Source organism: Clostridium sp. MCC345 (assembly GCF_018785345.1).
In the GTDB taxonomy this organism is placed as follows: domain Bacteria; phylum Bacillota; class Clostridia; order Lachnospirales; family Anaerotignaceae; genus Anaerotignum_A; species Anaerotignum_A faecicola.
The window spans coordinates 54367-79383 of record NZ_WQPP01000032.1; the positions used below are offsets into that span (position 1 = coordinate 54367).

The following is a 25017-nucleotide window of genomic DNA, read 5'->3' on the forward strand; positions in this document are numbered from 1 at the left end:
ATTTTATTCCCCCTTTTCTGTTGTTTTTGTTTTTTCTTTTGTTTTAGCAGCGGTATTGGCAATCGTAACCTCCTCGCCATCAGAAAGGTAGGTCTGCCCTTTGGTTACAACATTATCGCCCTTTTTCAGCCCGCTTTTGATTTCGATGGTATCCTCTGCTTCGATACCCAGCTCAACTGCTGTCTTTTTCGCCTTGCCGTTATTGATGACATAAACATAGGTTTCGTTATCCTTTTCAATGACTGCATTTCTGGGCAGAAGGATGGTATCATCGGAGGCTGCCATGGTAAAGGAAACCTCTGCCATCATGCCGGATTTGATTTTGCCGTCCTTATTATCCAGCTCCACCTTTACGGTATACATGCCTGTCTGCTCTGCGGCAGGGGCAATCGTTGCAACCGTGCCTGTCAGCGGTGTTTCGGATGCTGCTGTCATAAGGACGGATACTTTATCGCCAACCTGAATGGTATTGAGCACCTGTTCGGAAACGCTGACCTCAACCTTGATGGTAGACAAATCCATAACCGTATATGCAGGGGCTGCCTGAGAGGCAAAGCTGCCCTTCTCTACCCCTCTGGTCGCAATGACACCCGTCATGGGAGAGGTAACGGTGCAGTCGCTGATATTCTTTTTCAGGTTATCCATCTGCACCTGAATGGAGGCAAGCTGTGCATCCGCGGATTCATACGCATATTTAATCTGATCAAATTCATTTTTGGAGATAATCTCCTCATCATACAGGAGTTTATTGCTGTCGTATGTACTTTTTGCATTATCGCGTCCCAGCTTTGCGGCATTGTAGCTTGCCTGCAGAGAGCGCATGTTATTTTGCAAATCGGTGCTGTCTACGGTAAAGAGAACCGCGCCCTGACCAACCTTATCGCCAACATCATAATTGAAGCTCAGCACCTTGCCGGGAACGGTAGGCACAACGGAAACCTCCTTCGCAGGGGCTGCCTTACCGGTATAGGAAAATTCGCTTGCAATATCCCCCTTACCGACCGTTGTTACCTCAACGGAGCGCAGGGTCTTTTCCTCCTCTACCTCTTTCTTGCCGCAAGCTGTGCCAAGTGCCATGCACAGCGCAAGTGCAATCAAAATACGCTTTTTCATTCTTTCCATCCTCCTGTATTGAATAATTCCAATAATTCCTGTACTTTTGTATAAATCTGCATACGCCGATGCGCATCCATACAGTCAAACACAACCGCAGCCGTTTCTGCCAGAAGCTCTACCATTTCCTGAACTGCCGATTCGCCCTTCGCCGTCAGAGAAATATAAATCTTTCTGCCGTCATCGCCATCCTTCGCCGCTTTTTTCTGCACAAAGCCGCCTGCCTCCAGCTTGGAAAGCATTAAGGACAGACTGCCCTTGCTGACATGCAGCCGCGCGGATAAAGCCGACACCGTATCCAATTCCGGATTACTGTATAAAAAACCAAGCATCTGCGCCTGATGCGGTGTCAGCCCCAGCTCCTCTATCCTCTTGGCAACCTTACCCTCTGTGGCATACGCTTTATTCCAGCTGGACATTTCCGTAGCCAAACGCATCATGCTGGTCACGATAGCCTTACCTGTAACAGCCTCCATTTTTTTGCTCCTCTCCCCGAAATCCCTTCTCTTTGTGCAATATGAATTGATTTTAATATAAAACTAATTATAAGTCAATTATTTTTAAAGTAAAACTAATCTTTCTCTGGTAAATCGGAAAATAGTATGCTAATATGGGTTACAATTATAAATGAAACTAGAAGAAAGTACCAAGAAGGGGCAAGCCAAAAGGGGAATTTTTCTCATTTTTCCGGCAAAATCCCTACGAAACCCTTACCAAACCTTATTTTACTATAACCTACACTTATCGGAGGCTTGATTTTTATGAAATTTCGTGTGCTCAGCGACAGCTCCTGCGACATCACAAAGGAGCAGGAGGAACGATACCACATCGGCATCATTCCATATTATGTTTCCATGGATGGCGTGCATTATAAAAAAGACCGTGTAGAAATCACCGCGGAGGAATTTTACAGGGAAATGGCGGAAAATCCCGGCGTTTATCCAAAAACCTCCACCCCCACGCAGGTGGATCTTTATCATTTCTTTCTGCCCTATGCAAAGGCAGGCGAGCAGGTGCTTTATTTCAACTTGACTGCAAAATTCAGCAGTTCCTATCAGAGCATTACGCTGATTGCGGAGGAGCTGATGGAGGAATACCCTGCCTGCAAAATCATCGTAGTTGACAGCTATTCCGCGACGGTACAGGAGGGGCTTCTGGTGACAGAGGCGGCAAGAATGGCGGAGGACGGACTGACGCTGGAGGAAGCGGCAAAGCGCATCGAAACGCTGAAAATGACCTCCCGTATTTTCTTTACCACTGCAGACCTTTCCTATCTGCAAAAGGGCGGACGCGTGGGCAAGGCGATGATTCAGGTGGCAAGCATGCTGAAAATCAAGCCCATGATTCAGCTTTATGAAGGGGAGCTGCAGGCGGCAGGCATTGTGCGCAGCAGAAAAAAATCCCTGCAGCGCTTTATTGACGATACCAAGCGATTTTTCAAGGATAAGAATATCAACGATTACCGCATCTGCACAGGCTATGGCTATGATAAAGAGGAATTCAATGCCCTTTATGCGGAGGTGGTCAAGGAAATGCGGCAGCTTGGCTTTCAGGGCGAGGTGGAGCAGTATCACATCGGCTGCACGATTGGCGTGCATACAGGGCCTACCCCCATCGGTATTGCTGTCATCAGAAAATATGACGCATAAAAGATACGCCGAAAACAGGATTTTGACTTGTTGAACGTCTGAAGGATATGCTATACTTTTTATCAGACAATGAAACAGACAAGAAAGGGATGGACATAACATGAAAAAAAGAATTTTTGCACTGCTTGCAATTCTGACACTGCTGCTGGTTGGCTGCGGCAATGATGATACAACGGTTTTTGACAAGGTGAATACCATTGACGGCGTAACGCTGACCCTGAAGGAGGATACGCTGAAGGCATCCAAGGCTACCTTTGTTCTGAAAAACGATTCCAACAGGGCTGTGGAATTTGATCCTGCGGAATATCATCTGGAAACGAAGAAGGGTGATGTTTGGAAGGAAAACATCGGCACAAGGGTGTCCCAATGGAAACGGGACGAAACGGAAACCCTGCCCGCAGGCGAATCTCTGGAAACAACAGTGGAGTGGAAGGGGCTTTGCGGCACAATCGGCAAGGGCGAGCATCGGATTATTCTGATTGTGGATGAGCAGCCGATTGCATGTGAATTTGAAAAAGATTAAAAATTAAGCTAAAAAAAAGCCCCTATCCATTCGGATAGGGGCTTTCGTTATGTAGCTGATTTCGACTTAAGCGTTAGCCTTCAATCGCAATCTGGCTTCTCTGTTCGATTGCTTCGGGAGCCTTCTTGGACAGGCTGACTACCAGAACACCGTCCTCATATTTTGCCTTGACATCATCGGGTTTCAAAGCATCGCCTACATAGAAGGTACGGCTGACTGTGCCGGAATACCGTTCCTGACGCAGGTATTTGCCCTTGCCTGCCTGTTTATCGGCATGCTTTTCTGCGGAAACGGTCAGATAGCCATTTTCCAGATGTACCTGAATTTCGTCTTTCTTGAAGCCGGGCAGGTCAATGTCTGCCTCAATCGCATCTTCTGTTTCTCTTACATCGGTACGCAGCAGATGTTTTGCGTGCTTGCCATACAGGAAATTGCCTTTCCCGAAGTACTCTCTCATCAGTGGAGTATCTGCCCAATCTTCATCAAATAAGTTGTCGCCCAAATAATTATGCATCATCATAAGTCATATCTCCTTTCAAAAGATACTTAAAAATTGATTTGCACAATCGGTTCAAATCCGATGTGTTGATTGAGAACAAGAGAAGATATCTTCTTGATTTTTCTCTCTCTCTTTTGTTCGAGTACAATATAGCACCGGATATTAGCACTGTCAAGAGGCGAGTGCTAATATTAACAAAAACTTAACATAATTATTTTGATAAGGAAATGGTGAGAATTCTTCATTGAAAAAGCTTTGTATTTCCTACAATTTTATTCCATATTCCTCTCGTATTGATTTACATAATATTATATTTTGCCCTATGAATTTTTCGGAAAATTTTCAAAAAAACGAAAAACAACGGAACTATTTTCATTTTCCCTCGTCCAATAAAAAACCAATATTCGATATTTGAAAGGAGTGTATGTATTATGAAGAAATGGGCAAGAGGATTGGTCGTATGTGCGGCGACGGCAGTATTATCCATCGGGGCGGCGTGCATGGCGTATGCGGCTGAAGGCGAAATCAACGTAAACGGTACAGGTGTGGTGCAGGCAGACCCCGATACAGCGGATATCTCCCTTGAAATCAGCACGGACGGCAAAGCAGCACAGGCGGCACAGAAGGAAAACAACCGCATTACCGCGGCAGTGACAAAAGCCATGACCGACCTGAATGTAAAAAAGGACGATATCGTAACGGCGTATACCTCCGTATACCCCACCTATCGTTACAATGACGAAACAGGCAAGCGCACCATCACAGGCTACCATGCAGAAACCCATTTGCAGGTGAAAACAAAGGACATCAACAACACAGGCAAATATATTGATGCGGCATTGCAGGCAGGCGCAACCGGCACAAACGGCGTTTCCTTCTCCATCGCAGACCAGAGCAAATATTACGGGCAGGCATTGCAGGCAGCTGTGAAAAATGCAGAAAAATCCGCAGCCGCAATCGCACAGGCATACGGCAAGCCTCTGGGTGCCGTGAAAAATGTCAGCGAGATTTCCAGAAATTACTATTATATGAATACCGATTCCAATGCAAAGAGCAGCATGATGGCAACAGAGGATGCTGTGGCAGACGGCGGTCTCGGCACAACCATCAGCTACGGCAAAATTGAAATTACCGCGAATATCTCCGTTACTTATGGGTTTTAATGGATTTCGGACCGATTGGAATTGAATTTTGGACGACAGAAAGCCCTCTCGGTTCTCACCGAGAGGGCTTTTTTATGCGCCGATGCTGATTTCCGCTCCATCGGCACCCTTCCCCTTTTCCGTCCACAAAGCTGCCCATAAAAACAAACGGCTGCCAAAATTATACCCGAACAGGAACCTCTTTGTTCCGAAAGGAAACCACTTCTATTTCTTACTTTCCACGATTCTACAGGCTTCTTTTCTATAAAGCTCCATTTTCTCTTGCATTTTTGGCGAAGCACTTTGTATAATGCTAGTATACATCGTACACCGATGTACGATACAAGTCCTTTTCTGCATTTTTGGGGGTACCTTTTATGAAAAAAGAGAAAAATTTATTTTCGATTGGCGAAATTGCAAAAGCACTCGGTGTGACACGCCGCATCATTCTCAACTATGAGCAGCGCGGACTGATTCAGCCGGATATCAAGGAAGGCACTACCGGCAACCGCTACTATACCATCGACAGCTTCACGAAGCTGCGCAGCATCCGCATCTTTCAGAATCTGGGGCTTTCTCTGGATGAAATCCGCGCATATTTCAACGATTCCTCCGATATTCTGCCGCTGATTCGCCGTCTGGAAAAGCTGCGCGATGAGCTGAATCTGAACATCGAGAAGCTATATGAACGGGTACAGACAGGCGAAGCACAGATTAAGACCATCCGACTGGAGCGACAGCGCATCTACCGCCGCAGCTATCACAGCGAAACGATTGCAGAGCGAACGGTGGCACTGCGGAATACCGCCTTAGAAGCCATGCATGCCTACGGAACAGATACCACGCGGCGGATGTACTTCACAGAATACCCTATCACCGCAAAGGCAGAGGTTTCCTTCTGCGTGGCGATTCCGCCCGAAAGCGAGGGGGAATTTGTCGAATGGACAGAGTCTATGCCTGCGCTCTGCATTTATCACCACGGGGCGTATGAGGAGATGTATGACGTGGTGCAAAAGCTTTTGGAATATGCCAAGGAAAACGGCTTAGAGCCGCGCGGTATGGTGCGGAACACCTATCTGGAGGGGCCGCCGCAGCATAAGGACCCACACAAGTTTATCACACAGGTGGCACTGCCGTTGAAATAAGTTGAAAACAGGTTTTCAACTTGTTTGAACAGAAGAATAAACTGATGCGTTCCGGCGGTAAACCTTGAAACGCACAGTTTTCCTCGAGTGGGCAAAGCCCCCTCTGCGGATTCCATTTGGGCAACCTTCGGTTTCCCAAACCCTTCCGCGGTATAAAAATGATTTTACAGTCTGTATTTCTTTAATTTTTTCAGGATTTCCACATCCGCAGGGCAGAAGGGGTAAGCATCAATCTCCTTTGTGGTGATCCAGCGGATATCGTGATGCTCCAGCTTCTGCGGCTCGCCCTCTGCGATTTTCGCATGAAAGAGCGTCAGATGGACGGTCAAATCGGGGTATTCATGCACAACCTCCATGAAAACCGCGCCGACTGCGACCGTAATGCCGAGCTCCTCCCGACATTCGCGGATGAGCGCCGCTTCCTTTGTCTCTCCCTGCTCCACCTTGCCGCCGACAAATTCCCACAAAAGCCCTCTTGCTTTATTTGCAGGACGCTGACAGGCAAGAAATTTATTTCCGTTCCAAATGAGTGCCGCTACCACTTCTGTCATGCCGTTCTCTCCTTCCGTTTTTCCTTTCATTATAAAAGCCGCAAGGGGGAATTGCAAGGCTCGCCTTTCGTTCTGTTTTCCGCCCCTTTCTCATAGAATAGCAAGAGGAAAGGAGGCAGCTATCGTGCAAAAAAAGAACAAAGGAGCCTTAAATCTGGCAGGTCTGGTACTTTTTCTGCTGGCACTGCCCTTCTTCTTCGGCATGGGGGGCGGCGCATTTGCCATGGCGGAGGTTCTGCCGGGACAAGCTGCGGCTTCCTTCCTCCCTTACACAGAAAAGACAGAATCGCTTTCCGCAAAGGTTTTCGGTACGAAGGATGTGGAATTTTCCCAAACACCTGCCGTCACCAAGGGCGGACGCACGCTTTCTGTTTCCGCAGAGGAGATGGCAAGGCTCAGGGATTTTTCCTACCTCAGAAGCAGCTATTACATCATTGACAGCCGTACAGCTCTGCTTCCCTCGGACATTGACGCAGAAGAAGCATTGGGGCTTGATTTTAGCATAAAAAAGACCACGAAGGAGCCAAAAATATTGATTTTTCACACCCATGCCCACGAAGGCTTTGCCGACAGCGACATGAGCAAGGGACTTTCCGAGGGCATCTGGGGCGCAGGAGAGGAGCTGAAGCGGATTCTGGAGGAGGAATATGGCATCGGGGTACTGCATGATGACGGGCAATATGACATGGTGAACGGCAAGGGGCAAATCACAGGGGCATACGAGCGAATGGAGCCGCCGATTCGTAAAATTCTGGCGGAGCATCCTTCCATTGAGGTCTGCATCGACCTGCATCGGGACGGCGTGGGGGACAGCACACGGCTTGTGACGAACGTAAACGGCAAGCCCTGCGCGCAGGTGATGTTTTTCAATGGGCTTTGCCGCCTGAATAAAAACGGCACAACGCAGGCAATCAGCGGCTTGGAGAACCCGTATTTAAAGGAAAATCTTGCCTTCAGCCTACAGATGAAAAAGGCGGCGGATGCGCTTTACCCCGGCTTCAGCCGCAAAATTTATCTCAATGCGTATCGGTTCAGCCTGCACATGCTGCCGCGTTCTACACTGATTGAGGTCGGCGCGCAGACAAATACGAAGGCGGAAATATGGAATGCTATGGAACCGTTGGCAAAAGCACTCGCAAGCGTGCTAACGGAGCAGTAGGCGAAAGCGGATTTCAGCTTGAAAAACAGTTTTTGCTAAAATAAAACGAACCGATTCTGCCATATTAAAATTATGACAAAAAGATTTCTAATATTCGGCTGCTTAGGCTGGTGCATCGAAATCCTCTGGACGGGATTCCATTCCCTGCTTCTGGGAGATGGCGCACTCACAGCGAAAACATATTTATGGATGTTTCCCATTTACGGTGCGGCGGCGTTTGCTTCGCCTCTATTTCTGGCGGTACGGAAAAGCTGTCCGCTTTGGCAGAGGCTTGGGCTATACAGCGTGACCATCTTTCTGGTGGAATTTGCCGCAGGAGGGCTGATTCGTCTGGCAACAGGCGTTTGCCCCTGGGATTATGGGAACAATCCCCTTTCCGTTCTGGGGTTAATCCGTCTGGATTACGCGCCGCTTTGGGCAGCCTTGGGGTGTTTTTTCGAGGAGGTCAGCTTGCTTCTGGCAAAGAAAGGAGAATTGGCGTAGGGCATTGCAGTTCCGATTGATTTCTGCTAGAATAATGCAGGTTACAGAGCAAAAAACAAGGAGAAATTGATATGGATACATTGAAGCAAAGCATCATCCTCTTCGATCTGGACGGCACATTGACCGATTCTGAGGAAGGCATCATCCGTTCCACGCAGTATATGCAGGAAAAAATGGGACAGCGCATCTGGTCTGCGGAGGAGCTGCATTTTATCGTAGGGCCGCCGCTGATACAGTCCTTTACGAAGGAATTCGGCATGGCGCAGGAAATGGCGGAAAAAGCCGTTGCCATCTTCCGCGAACGCTATGCAACGATTGGGCTGTTTGAAAACAGCGTGTTCCCCGGCGTGGTAGAGCTGTTGCAGGCACTGCGAAAAAAGGGAAAACGCCTTGCTGTTGCAACCTCGAAAAAAGAGGACTTGGCAGTGCGGATTCTGGAGCATTTTGAAATTGCGGACTATTTTGAGGTCATCGGCGGTGACAGGAGAGAGGTCGGCAGGGACAATAAGGCGAAGGTCATTGATTATGTGCTGGAGACCATGCAGGCGAAGAAGGACGATGTCATCATGATTGGGGACAGAAAATTCGATATCGAGGGCGCACATGCCATCGGGATTCCCTGCATTGCTGTGGAGTACGGCTATGGGGACAGGGATGAGTTTGAGGCGCATGGCGCGGATTATATTGCAAAAACCACGGAGGATGTAGAAAAACTGTTTTAAGAGAATTTACAAAAAAGGAGCTGAAAAGCTCCTTTTTTGATAGGCGCAGGGGAATCACCTCTCGTGGGTAAGAAAAAGCAGCGGCGCAAGCGCCGATTGGGCGCAGTCGCGCAAAAGTTTTGCTTGGACAACATCAGTGCTGCGCCCGTTTAGAACCTTCTCGGCGAAACTAAGGCTTTCTTCCTTACTTTTTATGCTAAAAAGTAACAAAAACTTGGAACCCGTTTCGCTATGGGTTCCAAACCTCCGCAACCGAGGAAAGGGCAACAAGGTTTCCCTTTCCAAACCCTTCCCCACAGACCCGAAAGGGTATAGAGAAAAGCGGCGCAGATGCGCCTGCAAATATTTTATGCAACAAAATTGTAGCTTTTCAGAAAAATCAAGTCATTTTCTGTTATGCTTTTAAAGAAAACGGAGGTGCCTGATTTGGAAGAATTGCATTGTAACCTGAGAAAATTAGAACAAATGTGCTATAGATATGATTCCATCTGTGCCTTGGTATGCTTGTTAAAAGATGCTTTGTGGCAGAACGAGGAAGTACTGAATAAGCAATACACAGAAGGTTCCGCATACATCAGTGACCAGATGATTATATTTCAAACGGAATTTCAAGAATTACTGGAAGATTTATTTGCAGCCTACAAAGGATTGAAAAATTCAAAATAGCCTGCCCGAAGGACGGAAAGCAAGCTATGCCGGAAAGGCACTTTATACTGCCCGAAGGGGCTAGTGGGGAGGGGATATCCAAGGGGAACCTCGTTCCTCTTGGACCTCCTGTGGGGGTCCGGGACCCATTGAGGAGGGGTCCCGGGTTTTTGTTACTTTTTAGCATAAAAAGTAAGGAAGAAAGCCCTTGTTTCGCCGAGAAAGTTCCAAACGGGCGAACAACTAATCTTGTCCAAGAAATATTTTGCGCAACTGCGCTCAACCAGTGCGAAGCACTGCTATTCTTTGCGCGACTGCGCCCAATCGGCGCTTGCGCCGCTAATTCTCCCCTTCTCAAATCCCCTTCATCGTCAACGCTATCCGCTTTTTCTGCAAATCCACCGACAGCACCTTCACTCGCACCACATCCCCCAGCCGCACAGCCTCCAAGGGATGCTTGATGAATCTATCGCAAATCTGGGAAATATGCACCAAGCCATCCTGATGCACCCCAATATCCACAAACACACCGAAATCAATCACATTTCGCACCGTTCCCGTCAGCACCATGCCCTCCTGCAAATCCTCCATGGAAAGCACATCACTGCGGAGCACGGGCGCAGGCGCATCCTCACGGGGATCTCGTCCCGGCTTTTCCAGTTCACGCATGATATCCTCCAAGGTCGGCACACCGATTCCCAGCTCTGCCGCTGTTTTTTCGGGAGATTTGATTTTCTTCGCCAGACCGCCGACCCTCTTTGCCGCAACATCTGCCAAGCCATAGCCGCACAACGCAAGCAAGCCCTCCGCCGCCGCATAGCTTTCAGGATGCACGCCTGTTCTGTCCAGTGGCATTTCGCTTTCGGGCAGCCGCAAAAAGCCGGCGCACTGCTCGTATGCCTTCGGGCCAAGCTTTGCTACCTTTAAAAGCTCCCTTCTGGCAGTAAATTTCCCATGCTCCTCCCGATATTTGAGGATATTTTTCGCTACTGTTGCGTGAATGCCTGCCACATAGGAAAGCAGAGCCGGGCTTGCCGTATTCAAATCCACCCCGACGCTGTTTACACAATCCTCCACCACGCCGCCGAGTGCCTCGCCGAGACGCTTTTGGTTCATATCATGCTGATATTGTCCCACACCGATGGATTTCGGGTCGATTTTCACCAGTTCCGCCAAAGGGTCTTGGATTCTTCTGCCGATGGAAACCGCGCTCCGCAGCGAAACATCATAATCGGGAAATTCCTCCGCGCCCAGCTTGGATGCGGAATACACCGATGCCCCTGCCTCATTCGCAATGATATACTGCACCCTGCGCTTTGTTTTTTTCAACATTTCCGCCACAAAAAGCTCCGATTCCCTGGAGGCTGTGCCGTTGCCGATGGAGATTAAATCCACGCCGTATTTCTCAATCAGCGCGAGCAGCTTTTTCTCCGCCTCAGCGGTTTTGTTCTGCGGCGGCGTGGGATAAACCACAGTGGTTTCCAAGGGCTTGCCCGTTGTATCAATCACCGCAATCTTACAGCCTGTGCGGTATGCAGGGTCAAGCGCAAGCACAACCTTTCCGCTGATGGGCGGCTGCAATAAAAGCTGTCTGAGGTTTTCCCGAAACACGCCAATGGCGGCTTCCTCCGCTTTTTCCGTCAGGTCATTGCGAATTTCGCGCTCCAGCGAGGGCGCAATCAGCCGTTTGTAGCTATCCGCGATAACCCCGCGCAGAATATCGGCGGTATCACTGCTTCTGCGGATGAGCCTTCTCTCCATCCTTTGCAGCAGCTTTTCCTCCTCCCCTTCGATTTTCACAGAAAGGAAGCCCTCCTTCTCGCCGCGGTTCATTGCCAGAACGCGATGCCCCGCCGCTTTTTTGAGCGGCTCCCGATAGTCATAATACATTTCGTAGACGGAGGGTTCGTCCTTCGTTTTTTTGGAAACAATCGCGCCGCATTTTATCGTTTCCTCGCGCAGCAATTTTCGTAAATCGGCATCATCCGAAATCTGCTCCGCAAGGATGTCCATTGCGCCATTTATTGCGTCCAAAACGGTGTCCACTCCCTGTCCACTGTCCACAAAGGCTTTTGCCGCTTCCTCCGGCGTACCGATGAGCTTCTGCCCCCAGATAATATCCGCTAAAGGCTGTAAGCCCTTCTCCTTCGCAATCGACGCTCTGGTGCGGCGTTTCGGGCGAAACGGGCGGTAGATATCCTCGATTTCCGTCTGTGTTTGGGCGGCATCCAGCTTTGCCGCAAGTGCATCTGTCAGCCTGCCCTGCTCGGCAATAGCTGTCCGCACCTGTGTCCGCCTGTCCTCCAGATTGCGGAGGGCTGTCAGCCGCTCGGAAAGCTGCCGAATAATCTGGTCATCCAGAGAGCCTGTCATTTCCTTGCGGTAGCGGGCGATAAAGGGGACGGTGTTGCCCTCATCCAGCAGCCTTACGGTATTTTCCGCCTGACTCTGCGTTATTCCAAATTCTTCCCGTAATTTCCTTATAATATCCATACGATTTCTCCTTCTCTGTGGGACTCTGTCCCACACCCTGACAGGGGAATGATTCCCCTGTACCCCCATTCGCAGAAGCATACGCTTCTGCAACTGCGCCGCAGGCAAATAAAAAGTTTCGGTCAAGCCTTTTCAAAGGCTTGTAGGGTGCAGGGGCAAAGCCCTGCAAGGGTTTAACGGTAATTCTCCCAGATTTTGTTCAATTCTTCCTTACATTCCGCCGCGGAGACTGTCAGCCGATAGGCTCTTTGCGCGCCGCCCTCCTCTCGCTTTGCCAGACCGCGCTCCATCAGATATTCCAGATGCGCAATGGTTTCCCCCACGGCGAACCACCGCTGCGACAAGGGGAACTCCTCCCATGTTTTGCCGCGCATCGACCATTTCAAGTGCGCCGCAATCGCTGTTGCATGGCTGTTCGGCTGTGCCTCCAGTGCGTTGACCGTTTCGCAAAGCCGCGTCAGATGATGCTCCACAATCTGGTTAATGCGGACGTATACATCCATTTCGTTTTTCCGATGGGCAGGCAATGCCGTTTCCATTGCATAGCCGCGGATTTTGACAAGGCTGTCCAGATAATTCCCCAGTGCATCGCGCATGTCCTTCCACTGAGTAATATTCGGCGTAATATCAAACAAAATATGATCTGCGGTGAACATCAGCTTTTTCTCCGCGCAGTACAGACACATCTGTCCCGGTGTGTGCCCAGGAACGGACACACAGGTGAATTTCCATCTGCCGACAGTAATTTCATCCCCATCCGCAACATGCTCCGCTTCAAAATAACGGGTTGGCTCCAGACCACGCGCAGGGTTTGAAAGCCGCAGCTCTGCAAGCTGCTCTCTCGTGAAGCCCTCCCGATGAAAAAGTTCATCCGTTTCCTGCCAACGTGCGCCCTTCATGTGCTCCCACAGAATCCGATGATCGGTTGCACTGATATAGATTTTGCCCGGCTTATCCTCCATCAGGGTAGGGGCCAGACCTGTATGGTCAGAGTGCAGATGGGTAAGGAAAAGGTTCGTTTTCTCCCAATTCGCATCCAGCTCTGCAAGCCCTTCCAGAAGCGCTTCCCGACATTCGGGGCGGTTAAAGCCTGTATCAATAATAAGGGTTTCGCCGCCATCCTGCACCACATAGCAGTTGAGATTCCGCAGAGGGTTATCGGGCAGGGGGACATCTATCTGAAAAATACGGGGTTCGTTATAAACTTTTGTCAGCATTTTGTTTTCTCCTTTTTTCTTTCGTGATATACTGATTGTAACATAAAAAGGCGCACCACGCCACAACAGAAGGCGCACCGCAACACGAACCAACCCAACGCAAATCAACCCAAAGGAGGATTTCCATGCTGACTATAAAACCCACCCCCGATTATGATGCCATTCTGCGCTGGAACGCAGGCAAGGACGAGGCTTTTCTGTTCCAATGGGCAGGCACAGCTGCCTACCGCTATCCCTTGACGAAGGAGCAGCTCATGCGTCAGTCTGCCAAGGACGGCGTTACGGTTTTCATGGCATACGAAAACGAAGTTCCTATCGGCACGATGGAGCTTTGCGATATCGACCCTGTCCAAAAAACGGGGCGCATCTGCCGCGTACTGTTCGCAGAGGAGGCGAGAGGAAAAGGACTTGCACACAGAGCGCTTTCCGCCCTTTGCGAAAAAGTCTTTGCCGAAACGGAGCTGGAGCGACTTTCCCTGCGTGTATACTGCTTCAATCTGCCTGCCATCCGCTGCTATGAGCGGCTCGGCTTTCTGGTAACAGAATATTTCGAGGAAGCAGATTCCCATTGGAACAATTATGCCATGGAGCGAAAAAAATAAGCCGTTTTTCTGTATAAAAAACACCTCTGTTTCGTTTTTTCTGCAAATTATTTTATATTAAATGCAATATATAATTGACATTAAGAAGGATATGCTGTATAACTGAAGCATAAGGAGTGTTCTCCGGAAAGCACTCCCGAGGATATCCGAAAAACACCATTTAGGAGTGATGCTTTGAAAAATCTGAAATTAAAGGCGGCAAGAGCCGCGAAGGACCTCTCTCAGGAACAGCTTGCTCAGTTGGTCGGCGTAACGCGCCAGACCATTGGCATGATTGAAGCAGGGAACTACAACCCGACGCTCAATCTCTGCATTGCCATCTGCAAAGCACTTGACAGAACGCTGGATGAGTTATTCTGGGAGGAATAAAAACGAAACGGAGGCTTTTATTATGAAACAATACCAAGACGAGAGAACCTTGCAGGTCAGAAACCGCATTTATGCCGAACTGATGCGGATTATGCTGTGTGTGGTCGTTCTCTCCTTCTGTATAAAGACATTGTATTTCCACATGGATCTTGCGCAGTGCATGACAGAATATATCCTTATGATTCTTGCGCCTGTATATCAGGCGGTGCGCATCCGCCAGACGGAGGTGGTTCTGGGGACAGGAAAGGACAGCCGCAAGCGCGCCACTCCCCTGCTGCTTTTGCTGCTGCTGATTCCGTTTTTCCTGCGCAGAAGCGAAATTGCAAACGGGAATTTTTCTTCCCTGCTGCCCCCTGTGGTCTTTATTGTTCTGTTCCTTGCTGTGTGGTATCTTTTTTCCCATGCGGAGGAAAAACGAGCAGAAAGACTGGAAAACGCTATGATGCGGAGGACGAAATCAAATAAAATCGGGAAAAAACGAAAAAAAACCTTGCGTTTTCCCGCTCTCTATGGTAATCTGTTTTAGTGTCGGTCAGTTTGCCGACAGATATGAATAATCCTTGCTCTTCTCACAGAAGAAGGGCCATTAGTCCAAAAGGAGGTGTAACCCACATGAACAAATACGAATTGGCGCTGGTTTTAAGTCCCGCACTGGACGAAGAAGGCAGAGCAGCAGAGGTAGCAAAGGTACAGGCTACACTGGAAAGATTCGGTGCAAAAATCGAAAAGGTTGATGACTGGGGCAAAAGAAAGCTCGCTTACGAAATCGCAAAGGTAAACGAAGGTTTCTACAGCTTCACAACATTCGAAGCACCCGCTGCTGCACCCGCAGAAATCGAAGCTCGTATGCGTATTATGGAAAACGTTCTGCGTTACCTGATCATCCGTAAGGACGCTTAATCAAGCGGATTGAAGGAGGTAAGATTATGAACAAAGTGATTTTGATGGGACGACTGGTAAGAGATCCTGAGGTGAGATATTCCCAAGGAGCCGAGCCCTTAGCCGTTGCCAGATACACTTTGGCGGTCAACCGCCGTTTCAAACGTCAAGGCGAGCAGGATGCCGACTTCATCGGATGCGTTGCATTCGGCAAAGCCGGTGAGTTTGCGGAAAAATACTTCAAAAAAGGTCAGATGGTCAGCATTATCGGTCGGCTGCAGGTACGCAGCTGGGATGATAACGAGGGCAAAAAACGCTGGAGTACGGATGTTGTGGTTGAGGAACAATACTTTGCGGAAAGCAAGGCTTCCTTTGAAAGCCACAAAGATGCAGCACCGGCTGCAGCCGCACCCGCGCCCAAGCAGACTGCCCCTTCCGATGGCTTCTATCCCATTGATGAAAGCATCGAAGATGATGATCTCCCCTTCTAAAAATTTGAAAAAGGAGGACTTAGAATCATGATTAGAAAACGTGGTCGCAGAAAAAAACGCGTTTGCCAGTGCTGTGCAGATAAAGTAACAACAGTTGATTACAAGGATATCAGCAAGCTGAGAAGATATGTTTCCGAAAGAGGCAAAATTCTTCCCAGAAGAATCACAGGCAACTGTGCAAAGCACCAGAGAGCGCTGACAACAGCAATCAAGAGAGCAAGACACGTATCCCTGATGCCCTATACACAGGACTAATTCGATACTGTTTCGGGCGAAGCGCAGGCTTCGCCCTTTTTTTTAGCAGAAAAGCAGGAAAAGCCGTAAAAAAAGTGGTTGACAAGCCCTGCTTTGTATGATATGATAAATCTCGCGTCAGACAGATGCACTTTTATGCCCAGATAGCTCAGTTGGTAGAGCAGTGGACTGAAAATCCACGTGTCACTGGTTCGATTCCGGTTCTGGGCATTTTTGCAATATTCATGAAAATCCTACTACTCGAAAAAGGAAGCAATTCGCTTCCTTTTTCTTATATGCAGAGTTTTTCAGGAGCTTTTCGATATTTTTTGAGACCGACGCAGAAAGGCGGCAGAAAAATGAAAAAAACAGATCTTCTTCTGGTTGCAGGGGCACTTATCATCGCCGGCGGCATCTGGTTTTTCTATTCCGCAGGGGCGGAAAAAGGCAAGGGCGTGGAAATTACCGTGGATGGAGAAAGCAAGGCATTTCTCCCTCTGGGCGAAGATGACAGCATTCGCATTGATACGGATGGCGGCTACAACGTGATTACCGTGAAGGATGGGGAAGTGACCGTAAGCGAGGCGGACTGCCGCGACCAGATTTGCGTGGAGCATAAAAAAATCAGGAAAACAGGCGAAACCATCGTCTGCCTGCCTCATAAGCTTGTTGTAACCGTTACGGGGGACAAACCCGGTGATTTTGATGCGGTGGTGATGTAAAAACATGAACTACAGAAAAATTCCTTATTACGGGCTGTTTGCCGCACTGGCGATACTGATGGGCTATGTAGAGTTCATGATTCCCGTGCCTGTGCCGATTCCCGGAGTGAAGCTGGGGCTGGCAAACGTGATTGTGATTATCATGCTTTATTTTATGGATGCGAAAAGCGCGTTTTTTGTTTCGCTGATTCGTGTGCTGCTTTCGGGACTGCTGTTTGCAGGCTTTGCCGGCATGCTCTACAGCATGGCCGGGGCATTATGCAGCTTTGCAGTGATGGTGCTTTTGCAGAAAACGGGGAAATTCAGCATGATCGGCGTTTCCGTTGCAGGCGGTATTTTTCATAATGTCGGTCAGATTGTGGTTGCGTCGCTTGTGGTGCAGAATGTGCGGATGGCATATTATTTGCCCTTCCTGCTCGTTTCGGGCGTAGTAACGGGGGTGCTGATTGGGATTGTAGCACAGACGGCGTTAAAGCATTTAAGTCAGAAACCGCGTTTTTGACTTGGTTAGACAGAGGAATAAACAGACGGGACATTTCCCGAGCCCTTTCAAATAAAAACGGATGCTTCAAAAGAAGCACCCGTTTTTTGTTTACATCATTTTCCGAAGGACATATTTTGTGATGTTGCTCATATTGATAATGCCAATCATTTTGCCATTTTCCAGAACGGGGGCTTTCTTGATATGGTTTTCGGTGAGAATCTGGCAGACCTCGCCCAATTCCATTTCCGCGCCGACGGAAATGACCTGTTTTTTCGCGATATCCCTTACCTGCATTGCCATGAGCTCCTTTGTGCGTTCCTCGAAATTCGGCAGCTCCTGCAAGGCGGAGGCATTGATAAACAGCGGCTCCACATCCGCAAGAAAGCGCAGGATATCCCCATCGGAAAGGAAGCCGATTAAATTTTTATCTCCATCCGTAACAGGCACGCCGCTGATTTTCTTTTCTGTGATGAGGCGCAGGGCATCGCGGATAGAGGTTTCTTCGGAAACGGTATAAACCTCCTGCTTCATGATGGCAAGCAACGGCGACTGCGCTGTTTCTTTTTTCGTAACACCGAGAATCGCGTCTCTTTGTGCGCCGCATTTTTTTGTAATCCAGCGCAGCTCCATACCGACCAGAACGGCGGCGGCAATCGTACCGATGCCGACACTGCCGAGAGAATGTAAGCAGATAAGACAGGTCACAAGAGAAATGACTACCATGGTCACATCAAAGGCAATCTTAACCGTCGGGAAGGGCTTCTTAATGGTCTTGGAGATGGCAAGCATTGCTCCCTCCCCTGCCAGCGGAATGATATCCGCAGGGACATACCAGAACAGCCCGAAGGCAATCAGCCCCGTACTGAACAGCATCATGGCAAGGCGCACGATGAGATTTGTCGGGTCGGGGAAAAACACCATCAGCGAATTGCAGAAGGTCGTGAAATATCCGAACAGAATCCCTGCAAAAATCTGCAATAAATTTTTTGCCTGAAAGGCTCTGCGCAGTAGCAGAATCTGGAGCAGAACCAGAACAGCATGAAACAGAATTGTGGCTTTCCCCATTTCCAAGCCCACCACGCAGGTGATGGTATAGGGGATAGAGCTGACGGGCGAAACTCCCAGATTTGACTTAACCGAAATCGCCACACCAAGCGTCATAATCAAAAGCCCGATGACATAAGCCGGAATCCGCACAAAAAGGCGGCTTCCCTTTGTATTCTCCATAAAACTTTCTCCCTCTTTTCCTTTTTTCTTTTGTTTTTGTGTCCATTCATTAGACTATTCCAAGGAAAGCAGTTTGTCAACAGAATATCCAGAAAGAAGGCGTTCGGGTACTCTGTATACAAACGTGCGAAAATGCCGGAAATTGCCCGAAAAAACCGACGAAATCCACAAAAAGTCAAAAATCCCGAAAGTCCACTTGAATGAGCGGCTTTTTAGTGTTAAAATCATTTTCAACATATTAAATACAATCAGAATGGCGTATTCTATATCAAAATCGGAAAAGAATCATAGGAGGAGAAAGAAAAATGGCAATTTATTTCACAGAACCATCCAGAACCTTCAGCGAATTTCTGCTGGTACCCGGCTATTCTTCCAAGCAGTGCATGGTGGATAACGTAAGCCTGAAAACACCCGTTGTTAAATTCAAAAAAGGGGAAGAACCTGCGCTCACAATGAACATCCCTCTGGTATCTGCAGTGATGCAGGCAGTATCCGATGACAAGATGGCAGTGGCTCTGGCGAAAGAAGGCGGCATTTCCTTCATCTTCGGCTCTCAGCCCATCGCAAGTCAGGCGGCTATGGTGGCAAGAGCAAAATCCTATAAGGCAGGCTTTGTAATCAGTGATTCCAACATCAGCCCCGAAAGCACACTGAACGATATTCTTGCGCTGAAGGCAAGAACCGGTCACTCCACCGTTGCAGTTACCACAGACGGCACAGCGCAGGGCAAGCTGGTTGGTCTGGTAACCAGCAGAGACTACCGCGTGAGCCGCATGGAAGGCACAGAGCAGGTAAAGGATTTCATGACACCCATGGATCAGCTCATCTGGGCACCCTCCGGCACAACACTGAAGGAAGCAAACAACATCATCTGGGACAACAAAATCAACCAGCTGCCCATCGTAGATGCGGAAGGCAGACTGGAATACATGGTATTCCGTAAGGACTATGACAGCCACAAGGTAAACAAGGACGAGCTTCTGGATTCCAGCAAGCGTTATGTTGTCGGCGCAGGCATCAACACAAGAGACTTTAAGGAAAGAGTCCCCGCTCTGGTAGAGGCAGGCGTAGACATCCTGTGCATCGACTCCTCCGAGGGCTACAGCGAATGGCAGAAGGATACACTGGAATGGATCCGTGAAACCTACGGCGACACCGTAAAGGTTGGCGCAGGCAACGTAGTGGATGCAGAGGGCTTCCGTTTCCTGGCAGACTGCGGCGCAGACTTTGTAAAAATCGGTATCGGCGGCGGTTCTATCTGCATTACCCGTGAGCAGAAGGGTATCGGCCGTGGACAGGCCTCTGCTGTCATCGAGGTTGCAAAGGCAAGAGATGATTACTACAAGGAAACCGGTATTTATATTCCCATCTGTTCCGACGGCGGTATCGTTTACGATTACCACATGACACTGGCACTGGCAATGGGCGCAGACTTCATCATGCTGGGCAGATACTTCGCACGCTTCGATGAATCCCCCACAAACAAGGTGAACATCAACGGCTCCTACATGAAGGAATACTGGGGTGAAGGCTCCGCAAGAGCGAGAAACTGGCAGAGATACGACATGGGCGGCGATGCAAAGCTTTCCTTTGAGGAAGGCGTTGACTCCTATGTTCCCTATGCCGGCAGCCTGCATGACAACGTAGGGCTTTCCCTGAAAAAGGTAAAATCCACGATGTGCAACTGTGGTGTGCTTTCCATTCCCGAATTGCAGGAAAAAGCGAAAATCACCGTTATTTCCACAACCTCTCTGGTGGAAGGCGGCGCGCATGACGTTCTTCTGAAGGACAGCGCACAGATTAAATAAGAAAACAGGCAGAAGCATTGCATATATTGCCCCGAATTCAGACGAATTCGGGGCTTATTTTTTCTATTTTGCTATATCTTGCGAAAGTTTGGCGAATTGGCTTGACAGTGCCTGCACTTTTTCATACAATAGAAATAGTTAGTTTGCGAATAAATTTTTATTCAGCAAACTCTTTTTTTGATGAAAAAGCAGTTTGAAAGCGAAACAAAGGAGGAATTCGGAAAATGGAAGAAAACAAAATGGGCGTTATGCCCGTCAATAAGCTATTGATTTCCATGGCATTGCCCATGATGATTTCTATGCTGGTGCAGGCGTTATATAACATCGTTGACAGTATGTTTGTTGCACAAATCAGCGAAAATGCCTTAACAGCGGTTTCTCTTGCATTTCCTGCGCAAAACCTGATGATTGCCATTGGCACAGGCACCGGTGTCGGTATCAATGCACTGGTTTCCCGCTCCTTAGGGGAAAGAAACCAGGAGCGTGCCAATTTGATTGCCAACAACGGCTTGGCGTTATATGTCATCAGCGGGATTCTCTTTGCGATTTTCGGTCTGCTGGGCAGCAATCTTTTCTTCCGTGCGCAAACAGATGATCCCGAAATTGTGCGTCTGGGTACGGAATATTTGCGTATCTGCTGTCTGCTTTCCACAGCAATCTTTTTGCAGTTTGGCTTTGAGCGTATCCTGCAGGCAACCGGCAGAACCTTCTATACCATGCTGACACAGGGCTTGGGTGCCATTGTGAATATCATTATGGACCCCATTTTGATTTTCGGCCTGTTCGGCGCACCAAAGCTTGGGGTGCGTGGTGCGGCTATCGCAACTGTGTTCGGGCAGATTTGTGCGGCATCTCTGGCGTGCTTTTTCAATAAAAAGAAAAACGATGATATTGTCATCAATCCAAAGAAATATCATTTGCAGGCACACGCAGTCAAGAGCATTTATGCCATCGGGATTCCTTCCATCTGCATGGCATCCATCGGCTCTATTATGACCTTCGGCATGAATAAAATTTTGATTGGCTTTACCTCAACCGCAGCAGCCGTATTCGGCGTATACTTCAAGCTGCAAAGCTTCATCTTCATGCCTGTATTCGGCCTGAACAACGGCATGGTGCCAATCATCGGCTTCAACTACGGCGCAAGAAAGCCCGACCGTCTGATGAAAACCATGCGCCTTGCGGTGACCTATGCCGTTTCCATTATGATTATCGGCATGATTCTTTTCTGGACCTTCACACCGCAGCTTTTGGCAATCTTCAATGCCTCTGCGCAAATGCTTTCCATCGGGGTTCCCGCCCTGCGTATCATCAGCCTTTCCTTCCTTCTGGCAGGCTTTGATATTATCATTATCTCTGTTATGCAGGCCTTGGGGCATGGCGTGATCAGCCTGATTATTTCCATTCTGCGTCAGCTTGCGGTACTGCTGCCCATGGCATTCATTTTCTCCAAAATCTGGGGATTGAACGCAGTGTGGATTGCATTCCCTCTGGCAGAATGTGTCGCTCTGGTGGTTACGATTCTGTTCTGGCGGAAGGTATACCGTAATGAGATTCAGCCTTTATATAACGCAGAGCGTTAAGTCGAAATTACAAACAGCCCTATGCTTTCGCATAGGGCTGTTTTATATGCTCTTAATTTCGACTTAAGCGAAGCGCTTTTAGTCTTCGGGGCTAATCATGAGGGCAAAATCCAACCATTCCGCAACGAGGGAATATAATTTATCCTCATCATTCAGGGCATCCATGGTTTCCTCATCACTGCTTTCAAAGGTCAGCATGTGTCTGCCGTAGGCATCATAGAAATCTGCCTGCCACTCCTCCTTCACACGCTGGTATTTCTTTAAATAATACACAACCTCTTCCGTATTATTATATCTATATTTATCGTGCCGCATATTTTTTCCTCCTTTTCGGAAATGAAATTCCAAAGTCAGCTTTATCATACCAGAAAAAACGGAGAAAATAAAGGTGCGCCCGAATAAAAAAAAATATGCGGTATAAAGAAATCTTTACTTGCTTTTCCGGAATGGATATGCTAGAATCTTCTCAAATAAAGGGGAGTAGCTTACGGGAAACCGTTGCCGACACTCGTCATCACGGTCATTTCAAAAATGAAATCCCGGGTGTCGTCCGACAGAGTGATTTTGTCATCTGAGAAGCAAGACTTTTATTGCACTTTTTTTGATTGGTGCAATAGGGGTCTTTTTTATTTTCCTGAAAAAAGCCGCCTGCACCGGAAAACAGAAAGGAGAATGGATATGAAACAGCCTTGGACAGAAACAAAGGAAGCTCTATTTACCACGTATCAGACAGATGCGCACGGCTTGAGCGGCGGAGAGGCGCAGAAGCGACTTGCACAGTACGGCGAGAACAAACTGATTGAGGGCAAGCAGAAAAGCGTACTGCGCGTATTTGCGGAGCAGTTTGCGGATTTACTGGTGGTAATTCTGCTGATTGCGGCAATCATTTCCGCGCTGACGGGCGGCTGGGAAGGCACGATTGTTATTATTGCGGTGCTGATTCTGAATGCGATTCTTGGAACGGTGCAGCATTTTAAGGCACAGAAATCTCTGGAAAGCCTGAAAGCGATGTCCGCACCCCATGCGCGCGTGCTGCGTGACGGAGAAAAGCTTGAAATTTCCGCGCTTTCCCTCGTGCCGGGGGATATCCTGCTGCTGGAGGCAGGGGATATTGCCGCCGCCGATGGTCGCATTTTGGAGAATTATTCTTTGCAGGTAAACGAATCCGCTTTGACGGGTGAATCGGAAAACATCAACAAAACCGACCGACCGCTTGATGCAGAAGAACTGCCCCTGGGCGACCGCCTGAATATGGTCTACAGTGGTTCGCCTGTTGCCTACGGGCGTGCGGTGGTGCTTGTAACGGCAACAGGCATGGATACGGAAATGGGGAAAATCGCGCATCTGATGGCATCCGCGCAGGAGAAGGAAACGCCTTTGCAGAAAAGTCTGGACGATTTTTCCAAAAAGCTTTCGATTCTGATTCTGATTATCTGTGCGATTGTGTTTGCGCTTGGCGTATGGCGGCAGATGGGACTTGGGCAGGCATTGATGTTCGCAGTTGCACTGGCAGTTGCGGCGATTCCCGAAGCATTAAGCTCTATCGTGACAATCGGACTTGCAATCGGGACACAGAAGATGGCAAAACAGAATGCCATCATCAAAAAGCTGCGTGCGGTGGAGGCACTTGGCTCTGTTTCCGTTATCTGTTCCGATAAGACAGGGACACTGACACAGAATAAAATGACCGTACAGAAGGCATTTACACTCGGCAGGGTTTGGGATGCGGAAGAACAGCCGCAATCCCCTTTAAAGGAGCTCATCGGGGAAAGCGTGCTTTGCAATGACGGGGCCATCCACGAGGATGCACAAATCGGTGACCCGACCGAAACCGCCCTTCTGGCATTTTGCCGCAAGGCAGGCGGAGATGAAAACGAAATTCGGCAGGGCTTCCCCCGTTTGCAGGAGCTGCCCTTTGATTCTGACAGAAAGCTGATGTCCACCCTGCACGAAATTGCCGGAAAAACCACGCTTCTGACCAAGGGTGCGCCGGATGTGCTTCTGGGACGGTGTTCCTCTGCGAAGGCAGAAACGGGCGTTGTTCCCATGGAGGATGCGATTGCCAAAGAAATCCATGCACAGATTGCGGCTTTTTCTGCGGAGGGGCTTCGTGTGCTTGCCTTTGCGGAAAAGACACTGCCCGAAAACCGTCCGCTGACATTAGAGGATGAAAATGACCTTACCTTTGTGGGTCTGATTGCCATGATGGACCCTCCTCGTGAGGAATCCGCCGCAGCGGTTGCCGACTGCCGCCGCGCAGGTATCCGCCCTGTGATGATTACGGGTGACCATAAGGTAACGGCTTCTGCGATTGCGAAAAAAATCGGGATTTTGCAGGAGGGCGACCTTGCCGTTGAAGGGGCAGAGCTGGAGCGCATGACGGACGAGGAGCTGAAGGAAAAGGTACGGCAGATTTCGGTTTACGCGCGCGTTTCTCCTGAGCATAAAATTCGCATTGTGCGCGCATGGCAGGAAAACGGCTGCATCACTGCGATGACAGGGGATGGCGTGAACGATGCCCCTGCCCTCAAGCAGGCAGACATCGGCATTGCAATGGGCATTACGGGGACGGAGGTTTCCAAGGATGCTGCGGCAATGATTCTGACGGATGATAATTTTGCGACCATTGTCAAAGCCGTTGCCAACGGCAGAAATGTATATACAAATATCAAAAATTCCATCGGCTTTTTGTTGAGCGGCAATCTGGCAGGGATTCTGGTTGTCATGTTTACCTCTTTGATGGGGCTGCCACTGCCCTTCACGGCAGTACAGCTTTTATTCATCAACCTGCTGACGGACAGCCTGCCTGCACTTGCGGTCAACATGGAGCAGCCGACGGGCGACCTGCTCAATCAGGCACCCAGAAAAGCAAACGAAGGGATTTTGACAGGCGCTTTTCTGAAGCGGCTTTCCTTACAGGGCGTTCTGATTGCGATTGTAACCATGCTTGCGTTTTACAACGGTCTGGCAGTCAGCGGCGCAATGGCTTGTACGATGGCGTTTGCAACGCTTTGCCTTGCACGACTGTTCCACGGCTTTAACTGCCGCGGCACACGTTCCGTTTTCCGCCTGCCGATGAACCCCTTCTGCTTCGGGGCATTTGCAATCGGCGCATTGCTGCTGTTTGCAGTGCTTTGTATCCCTGCCCTGCATGGGTTATTTGACATCAGCAATGCACTGACCGGGAATGATATCCTGAAAATCGCCGGGTTTGCCTTCCTGCCAACCCTGCTGATTCAGCTGTTCCGCGTGGTGAGAGGAAAATAAGCATCGGTTT

27 protein-coding genes and 1 tRNA gene are annotated in these 25017 nt (G+C 49.0%); 20 read left to right on the forward strand and 8 right to left on the reverse strand.

The genetic code is table 11. From position 1 onward, the window contains the following. Nucleotides 1-3 precede the first annotated feature (3 nt). Together GPK49_RS07170 and GPK49_RS07175 are read right to left on the reverse strand one after the other, a co-directional pair. Nucleotides 4-1113 (reverse strand): efflux RND transporter periplasmic adaptor subunit, encoded by a 1110-nt coding sequence (locus tag GPK49_RS07170; RefSeq protein ID WP_215677154.1) that lies wholly within the window; start codon nucleotides 1111-1113, stop codon nucleotides 4-6. Beyond that, on the reverse strand, nucleotides 1110-1589 hold the full coding sequence (locus GPK49_RS07175) for a MarR family winged helix-turn-helix transcriptional regulator (RefSeq protein WP_016407271.1): 480 nt from the start codon (nucleotides 1587-1589) through the stop codon (nucleotides 1110-1112). Before GPK49_RS07175 ends, GPK49_RS07170 begins: the two co-directional genes overlap by 4 nt. A gap of 285 nt (nucleotides 1590-1874) precedes the next feature. On the opposite strand from GPK49_RS07175, the gene GPK49_RS07180 reads away from it, so the two are divergent. Further along, nucleotides 1875-2762, forward strand: a complete 888-nt coding sequence (locus GPK49_RS07180; protein ID WP_016407270.1) for a DegV family protein — start codon at nucleotides 1875-1877, stop codon at nucleotides 2760-2762. 100 nt (nucleotides 2763-2862) lie between these two features. Further along, on the forward strand, nucleotides 2863-3285 hold the full coding sequence (locus GPK49_RS07185) for an immunoglobulin-like domain-containing protein (protein WP_215677156.1): 423 nt from the start codon (nucleotides 2863-2865) through the stop codon (nucleotides 3283-3285). Nucleotides 3286-3358: 73 nt separating this feature from the next. On the opposite strand, the gene GPK49_RS07190 is transcribed toward GPK49_RS07185, so the two are convergent. After that, nucleotides 3359-3805 carry an Hsp20/alpha crystallin family protein gene (locus tag GPK49_RS07190; protein ID WP_016407268.1) on the reverse strand — a complete coding sequence of 149 codons (447 nt, stop codon included), beginning with the start codon at nucleotides 3803-3805 and terminating at the stop codon, nucleotides 3359-3361. Between the two features lie 410 nt (nucleotides 3806-4215). On the opposite strand from GPK49_RS07190, the gene GPK49_RS07195 reads away from it, so the two are divergent. Both GPK49_RS07195 and GPK49_RS07200 read left to right on the forward strand, forming a co-directional pair. Next, nucleotides 4216-4947, forward strand: coding sequence for an SIMPL domain-containing protein (locus GPK49_RS07195; protein WP_016407267.1), 732 nt, complete (start codon nucleotides 4216-4218; stop codon nucleotides 4945-4947). A 356-nt stretch (nucleotides 4948-5303) separates the two neighbouring features. Then, nucleotides 5304-6071, forward strand: coding sequence for a MerR family transcriptional regulator (locus GPK49_RS07200; protein ID WP_215677158.1), 768 nt, complete (start codon nucleotides 5304-5306; stop codon nucleotides 6069-6071). 164 nt (nucleotides 6072-6235) lie between these two features. On the opposite strand, the gene GPK49_RS07205 is transcribed toward GPK49_RS07200, so the two are convergent. Further along, nucleotides 6236-6622 carry a (deoxy)nucleoside triphosphate pyrophosphohydrolase gene (locus tag GPK49_RS07205; RefSeq protein WP_016407265.1) on the reverse strand — a complete coding sequence of 129 codons (387 nt, stop codon included), beginning with the start codon at nucleotides 6620-6622 and terminating at the stop codon, nucleotides 6236-6238. Between the two features lie 124 nt (nucleotides 6623-6746). Between GPK49_RS07205 and GPK49_RS07210 the strand changes: the two genes are divergently transcribed. From GPK49_RS07210 to GPK49_RS07225, 4 genes are all read left to right on the forward strand, one after another. Next, nucleotides 6747-7781, forward strand: a complete 1035-nt coding sequence (locus tag GPK49_RS07210) for a stage II sporulation protein P (protein WP_215677160.1) — start codon at nucleotides 6747-6749, stop codon at nucleotides 7779-7781. A gap of 72 nt (nucleotides 7782-7853) precedes the next feature. Continuing rightward, the gene (locus GPK49_RS07215; protein ID WP_016407263.1) at nucleotides 7854-8264 is read left to right on the forward strand and encodes a putative ABC transporter permease; all 411 of its coding nucleotides are present in this window, start codon (nucleotides 7854-7856) and stop codon (nucleotides 8262-8264) included. A 71-nt stretch (nucleotides 8265-8335) separates the two neighbouring features. Then, nucleotides 8336-8986: an HAD-IA family hydrolase gene (locus tag GPK49_RS07220; protein WP_118581409.1), complete on the forward strand. Its 651-nt coding sequence runs from the start codon at nucleotides 8336-8338 to the stop codon at nucleotides 8984-8986. A gap of 426 nt (nucleotides 8987-9412) precedes the next feature. Continuing rightward, a complete protein-coding gene (locus tag GPK49_RS07225; RefSeq protein ID WP_215677162.1) occupies nucleotides 9413-9652 on the forward strand; it encodes a hypothetical protein in 240 nt (79 codons plus the stop codon). 333 nt (nucleotides 9653-9985) lie between these two features. Here GPK49_RS07225 and GPK49_RS07230 read toward each other — a convergent pair whose 3' ends face one another. Both GPK49_RS07230 and GPK49_RS07235 read right to left on the reverse strand, forming a co-directional pair. Next, on the reverse strand, nucleotides 9986-12124 hold the full coding sequence (locus GPK49_RS07230) for a Tex family protein (RefSeq protein ID WP_215677164.1): 2139 nt from the start codon (nucleotides 12122-12124) through the stop codon (nucleotides 9986-9988). Nucleotides 12125-12297: 173 nt separating this feature from the next. Next, nucleotides 12298-13341, reverse strand: a complete 1044-nt coding sequence (locus GPK49_RS07235; protein ID WP_016406873.1) for an MBL fold metallo-hydrolase — start codon at nucleotides 13339-13341, stop codon at nucleotides 12298-12300. A 125-nt stretch (nucleotides 13342-13466) separates the two neighbouring features. On the opposite strand from GPK49_RS07235, the gene GPK49_RS07240 reads away from it, so the two are divergent. The 9 genes from GPK49_RS07240 to GPK49_RS07280 all read left to right on the forward strand — a co-directional run bounded on the left by GPK49_RS07240 (nucleotide 13467) and on the right by GPK49_RS07280 (nucleotide 17140). After that, nucleotides 13467-13943 carry a GNAT family N-acetyltransferase gene (locus tag GPK49_RS07240; protein WP_215677166.1) on the forward strand — a complete coding sequence of 159 codons (477 nt, stop codon included), beginning with the start codon at nucleotides 13467-13469 and terminating at the stop codon, nucleotides 13941-13943. Between the two features lie 174 nt (nucleotides 13944-14117). Further along, entirely contained in the window at nucleotides 14118-14312 is a 195-nt protein-coding gene (locus GPK49_RS07245; protein WP_016406871.1) for a helix-turn-helix transcriptional regulator, read from the forward strand. A gap of 22 nt (nucleotides 14313-14334) precedes the next feature. Further along, nucleotides 14335-14838 (forward strand): DUF6773 family protein, encoded by a 504-nt coding sequence (locus GPK49_RS07250; RefSeq protein ID WP_215677168.1) that lies wholly within the window; start codon nucleotides 14335-14337, stop codon nucleotides 14836-14838. Nucleotides 14839-14924: 86 nt separating this feature from the next. Beyond that, on the forward strand, nucleotides 14925-15212 hold the full coding sequence (gene rpsF / locus GPK49_RS07255) for a 30S ribosomal protein S6 (protein ID WP_016406869.1): 288 nt from the start codon (nucleotides 14925-14927) through the stop codon (nucleotides 15210-15212). 26 nt (nucleotides 15213-15238) lie between these two features. Then, nucleotides 15239-15682: a single-stranded DNA-binding protein gene (locus GPK49_RS07260; protein WP_215677170.1), complete on the forward strand. Its 444-nt coding sequence runs from the start codon at nucleotides 15239-15241 to the stop codon at nucleotides 15680-15682. A gap of 27 nt (nucleotides 15683-15709) precedes the next feature. Continuing rightward, a complete protein-coding gene (gene rpsR, locus GPK49_RS07265; protein ID WP_016406867.1) occupies nucleotides 15710-15937 on the forward strand; it encodes a 30S ribosomal protein S18 in 228 nt (75 codons plus the stop codon). A gap of 137 nt (nucleotides 15938-16074) precedes the next feature. Continuing rightward, nucleotides 16075-16147 (forward strand) — tRNA-Phe (locus GPK49_RS07270). Nucleotides 16148-16275: 128 nt separating this feature from the next. Next, nucleotides 16276-16638: a NusG domain II-containing protein gene (locus tag GPK49_RS07275; protein WP_016406866.1), complete on the forward strand. Its 363-nt coding sequence runs from the start codon at nucleotides 16276-16278 to the stop codon at nucleotides 16636-16638. Nucleotides 16639-16642: 4 nt separating this feature from the next. Next, entirely contained in the window at nucleotides 16643-17140 is a 498-nt protein-coding gene (locus GPK49_RS07280; RefSeq protein ID WP_215677172.1) for a Gx transporter family protein, read from the forward strand. A 90-nt stretch (nucleotides 17141-17230) separates the two neighbouring features. Here the strand turns inward: GPK49_RS07280 and GPK49_RS07285 are convergent, their stop codons facing one another. Continuing rightward, nucleotides 17231-18349, reverse strand: a complete 1119-nt coding sequence (locus GPK49_RS07285) for a DUF6198 family protein (protein WP_215677182.1) — start codon at nucleotides 18347-18349, stop codon at nucleotides 17231-17233. A 305-nt stretch (nucleotides 18350-18654) separates the two neighbouring features. On the opposite strand from GPK49_RS07285, the gene GPK49_RS07290 reads away from it, so the two are divergent. Next, on the forward strand, nucleotides 18655-20157 hold the full coding sequence (locus GPK49_RS07290) for an IMP dehydrogenase (RefSeq protein ID WP_016406863.1): 1503 nt from the start codon (nucleotides 18655-18657) through the stop codon (nucleotides 20155-20157). A gap of 224 nt (nucleotides 20158-20381) precedes the next feature. Further along, entirely contained in the window at nucleotides 20382-21740 is a 1359-nt protein-coding gene (locus GPK49_RS07295; protein ID WP_215677184.1) for an MATE family efflux transporter, read from the forward strand. Nucleotides 21741-21818: 78 nt separating this feature from the next. Here the strand turns inward: GPK49_RS07295 and GPK49_RS07300 are convergent, their stop codons facing one another. Beyond that, nucleotides 21819-22055 (reverse strand): hypothetical protein, encoded by a 237-nt coding sequence (locus tag GPK49_RS07300; protein ID WP_016406861.1) that lies wholly within the window; start codon nucleotides 22053-22055, stop codon nucleotides 21819-21821. Nucleotides 22056-22418: 363 nt separating this feature from the next. Here GPK49_RS07300 and GPK49_RS07305 point away from each other — a divergent pair, with 363 nt between their 5' ends. After that, nucleotides 22419-25007 carry a cation-translocating P-type ATPase gene (locus tag GPK49_RS07305; RefSeq protein WP_016406860.1) on the forward strand — a complete coding sequence of 863 codons (2589 nt, stop codon included), beginning with the start codon at nucleotides 22419-22421 and terminating at the stop codon, nucleotides 25005-25007. Nucleotides 25008-25017 lie beyond the last annotated feature (10 nt).

Excerpts from the sequence above, each read along its gene's own strand:
- GPK49_RS07250 (WP_215677168.1), top strand. The coding sequence starts at position 14,335 with ATGAAACAATACCAAGACGAGAGAACCTTGCAGGTCAGAAACCGCATT.
- rpsR (WP_016406867.1), top strand. The coding sequence starts at position 15,710 with ATGATTAGAAAACGTGGTCGCAGAAAAAAACGCGTTTGCCAGTGCTGT.
- GPK49_RS07190 (WP_016407268.1), bottom strand. The coding sequence starts at position 3,805 with ATGATGATGCATAATTATTTGGGCGACAACTTATTTGATGAAGATTGG.
- GPK49_RS07295 (WP_215677184.1), top strand. The coding sequence starts at position 20,382 with ATGGAAGAAAACAAAATGGGCGTTATGCCCGTCAATAAGCTATTGATT.
- GPK49_RS07260 (WP_215677170.1), top strand. The coding sequence starts at position 15,239 with ATGAACAAAGTGATTTTGATGGGACGACTGGTAAGAGATCCTGAGGTG.
- GPK49_RS07305 (WP_016406860.1), top strand. The coding sequence starts at position 22,419 with ATGAAACAGCCTTGGACAGAAACAAAGGAAGCTCTATTTACCACGTAT.
- GPK49_RS07280 (WP_215677172.1), top strand. The coding sequence starts at position 16,643 with ATGAACTACAGAAAAATTCCTTATTACGGGCTGTTTGCCGCACTGGCG.
- GPK49_RS07205 (WP_016407265.1), bottom strand. The coding sequence starts at position 6,622 with ATGACAGAAGTGGTAGCGGCACTCATTTGGAACGGAAATAAATTTCTT.
- GPK49_RS07300 (WP_016406861.1), bottom strand. The coding sequence starts at position 22,055 with ATGCGGCACGATAAATATAGATATAATAATACGGAAGAGGTTGTGTAT.
- GPK49_RS07290 (WP_016406863.1), top strand. The coding sequence starts at position 18,655 with ATGGCAATTTATTTCACAGAACCATCCAGAACCTTCAGCGAATTTCTG.
- GPK49_RS07240 (WP_215677166.1), top strand. The coding sequence starts at position 13,467 with ATGCTGACTATAAAACCCACCCCCGATTATGATGCCATTCTGCGCTGG.
- GPK49_RS07175 (WP_016407271.1), bottom strand. The coding sequence starts at position 1,589 with ATGGAGGCTGTTACAGGTAAGGCTATCGTGACCAGCATGATGCGTTTG.
- GPK49_RS07230 (WP_215677164.1), bottom strand. The coding sequence starts at position 12,124 with ATGGATATTATAAGGAAATTACGGGAAGAATTTGGAATAACGCAGAGT.
- GPK49_RS07180 (WP_016407270.1), top strand. The coding sequence starts at position 1,875 with ATGAAATTTCGTGTGCTCAGCGACAGCTCCTGCGACATCACAAAGGAG.
- GPK49_RS07170 (WP_215677154.1), bottom strand. The coding sequence starts at position 1,113 with ATGAAAAAGCGTATTTTGATTGCACTTGCGCTGTGCATGGCACTTGGC.
- GPK49_RS07220 (WP_118581409.1), top strand. The coding sequence starts at position 8,336 with ATGGATACATTGAAGCAAAGCATCATCCTCTTCGATCTGGACGGCACA.
- GPK49_RS07215 (WP_016407263.1), top strand. The coding sequence starts at position 7,854 with ATGACAAAAAGATTTCTAATATTCGGCTGCTTAGGCTGGTGCATCGAA.
- GPK49_RS07285 (WP_215677182.1), bottom strand. The coding sequence starts at position 18,349 with ATGGAGAATACAAAGGGAAGCCGCCTTTTTGTGCGGATTCCGGCTTAT.
- rpsF (WP_016406869.1), top strand. The coding sequence starts at position 14,925 with ATGAACAAATACGAATTGGCGCTGGTTTTAAGTCCCGCACTGGACGAA.
- GPK49_RS07275 (WP_016406866.1), top strand. The coding sequence starts at position 16,276 with ATGAAAAAAACAGATCTTCTTCTGGTTGCAGGGGCACTTATCATCGCC.
- GPK49_RS07185 (WP_215677156.1), top strand. The coding sequence starts at position 2,863 with ATGAAAAAAAGAATTTTTGCACTGCTTGCAATTCTGACACTGCTGCTG.
- GPK49_RS07235 (WP_016406873.1), bottom strand. The coding sequence starts at position 13,341 with ATGCTGACAAAAGTTTATAACGAACCCCGTATTTTTCAGATAGATGTC.
- GPK49_RS07200 (WP_215677158.1), top strand. The coding sequence starts at position 5,304 with ATGAAAAAAGAGAAAAATTTATTTTCGATTGGCGAAATTGCAAAAGCA.
- GPK49_RS07195 (WP_016407267.1), top strand. The coding sequence starts at position 4,216 with ATGAAGAAATGGGCAAGAGGATTGGTCGTATGTGCGGCGACGGCAGTA.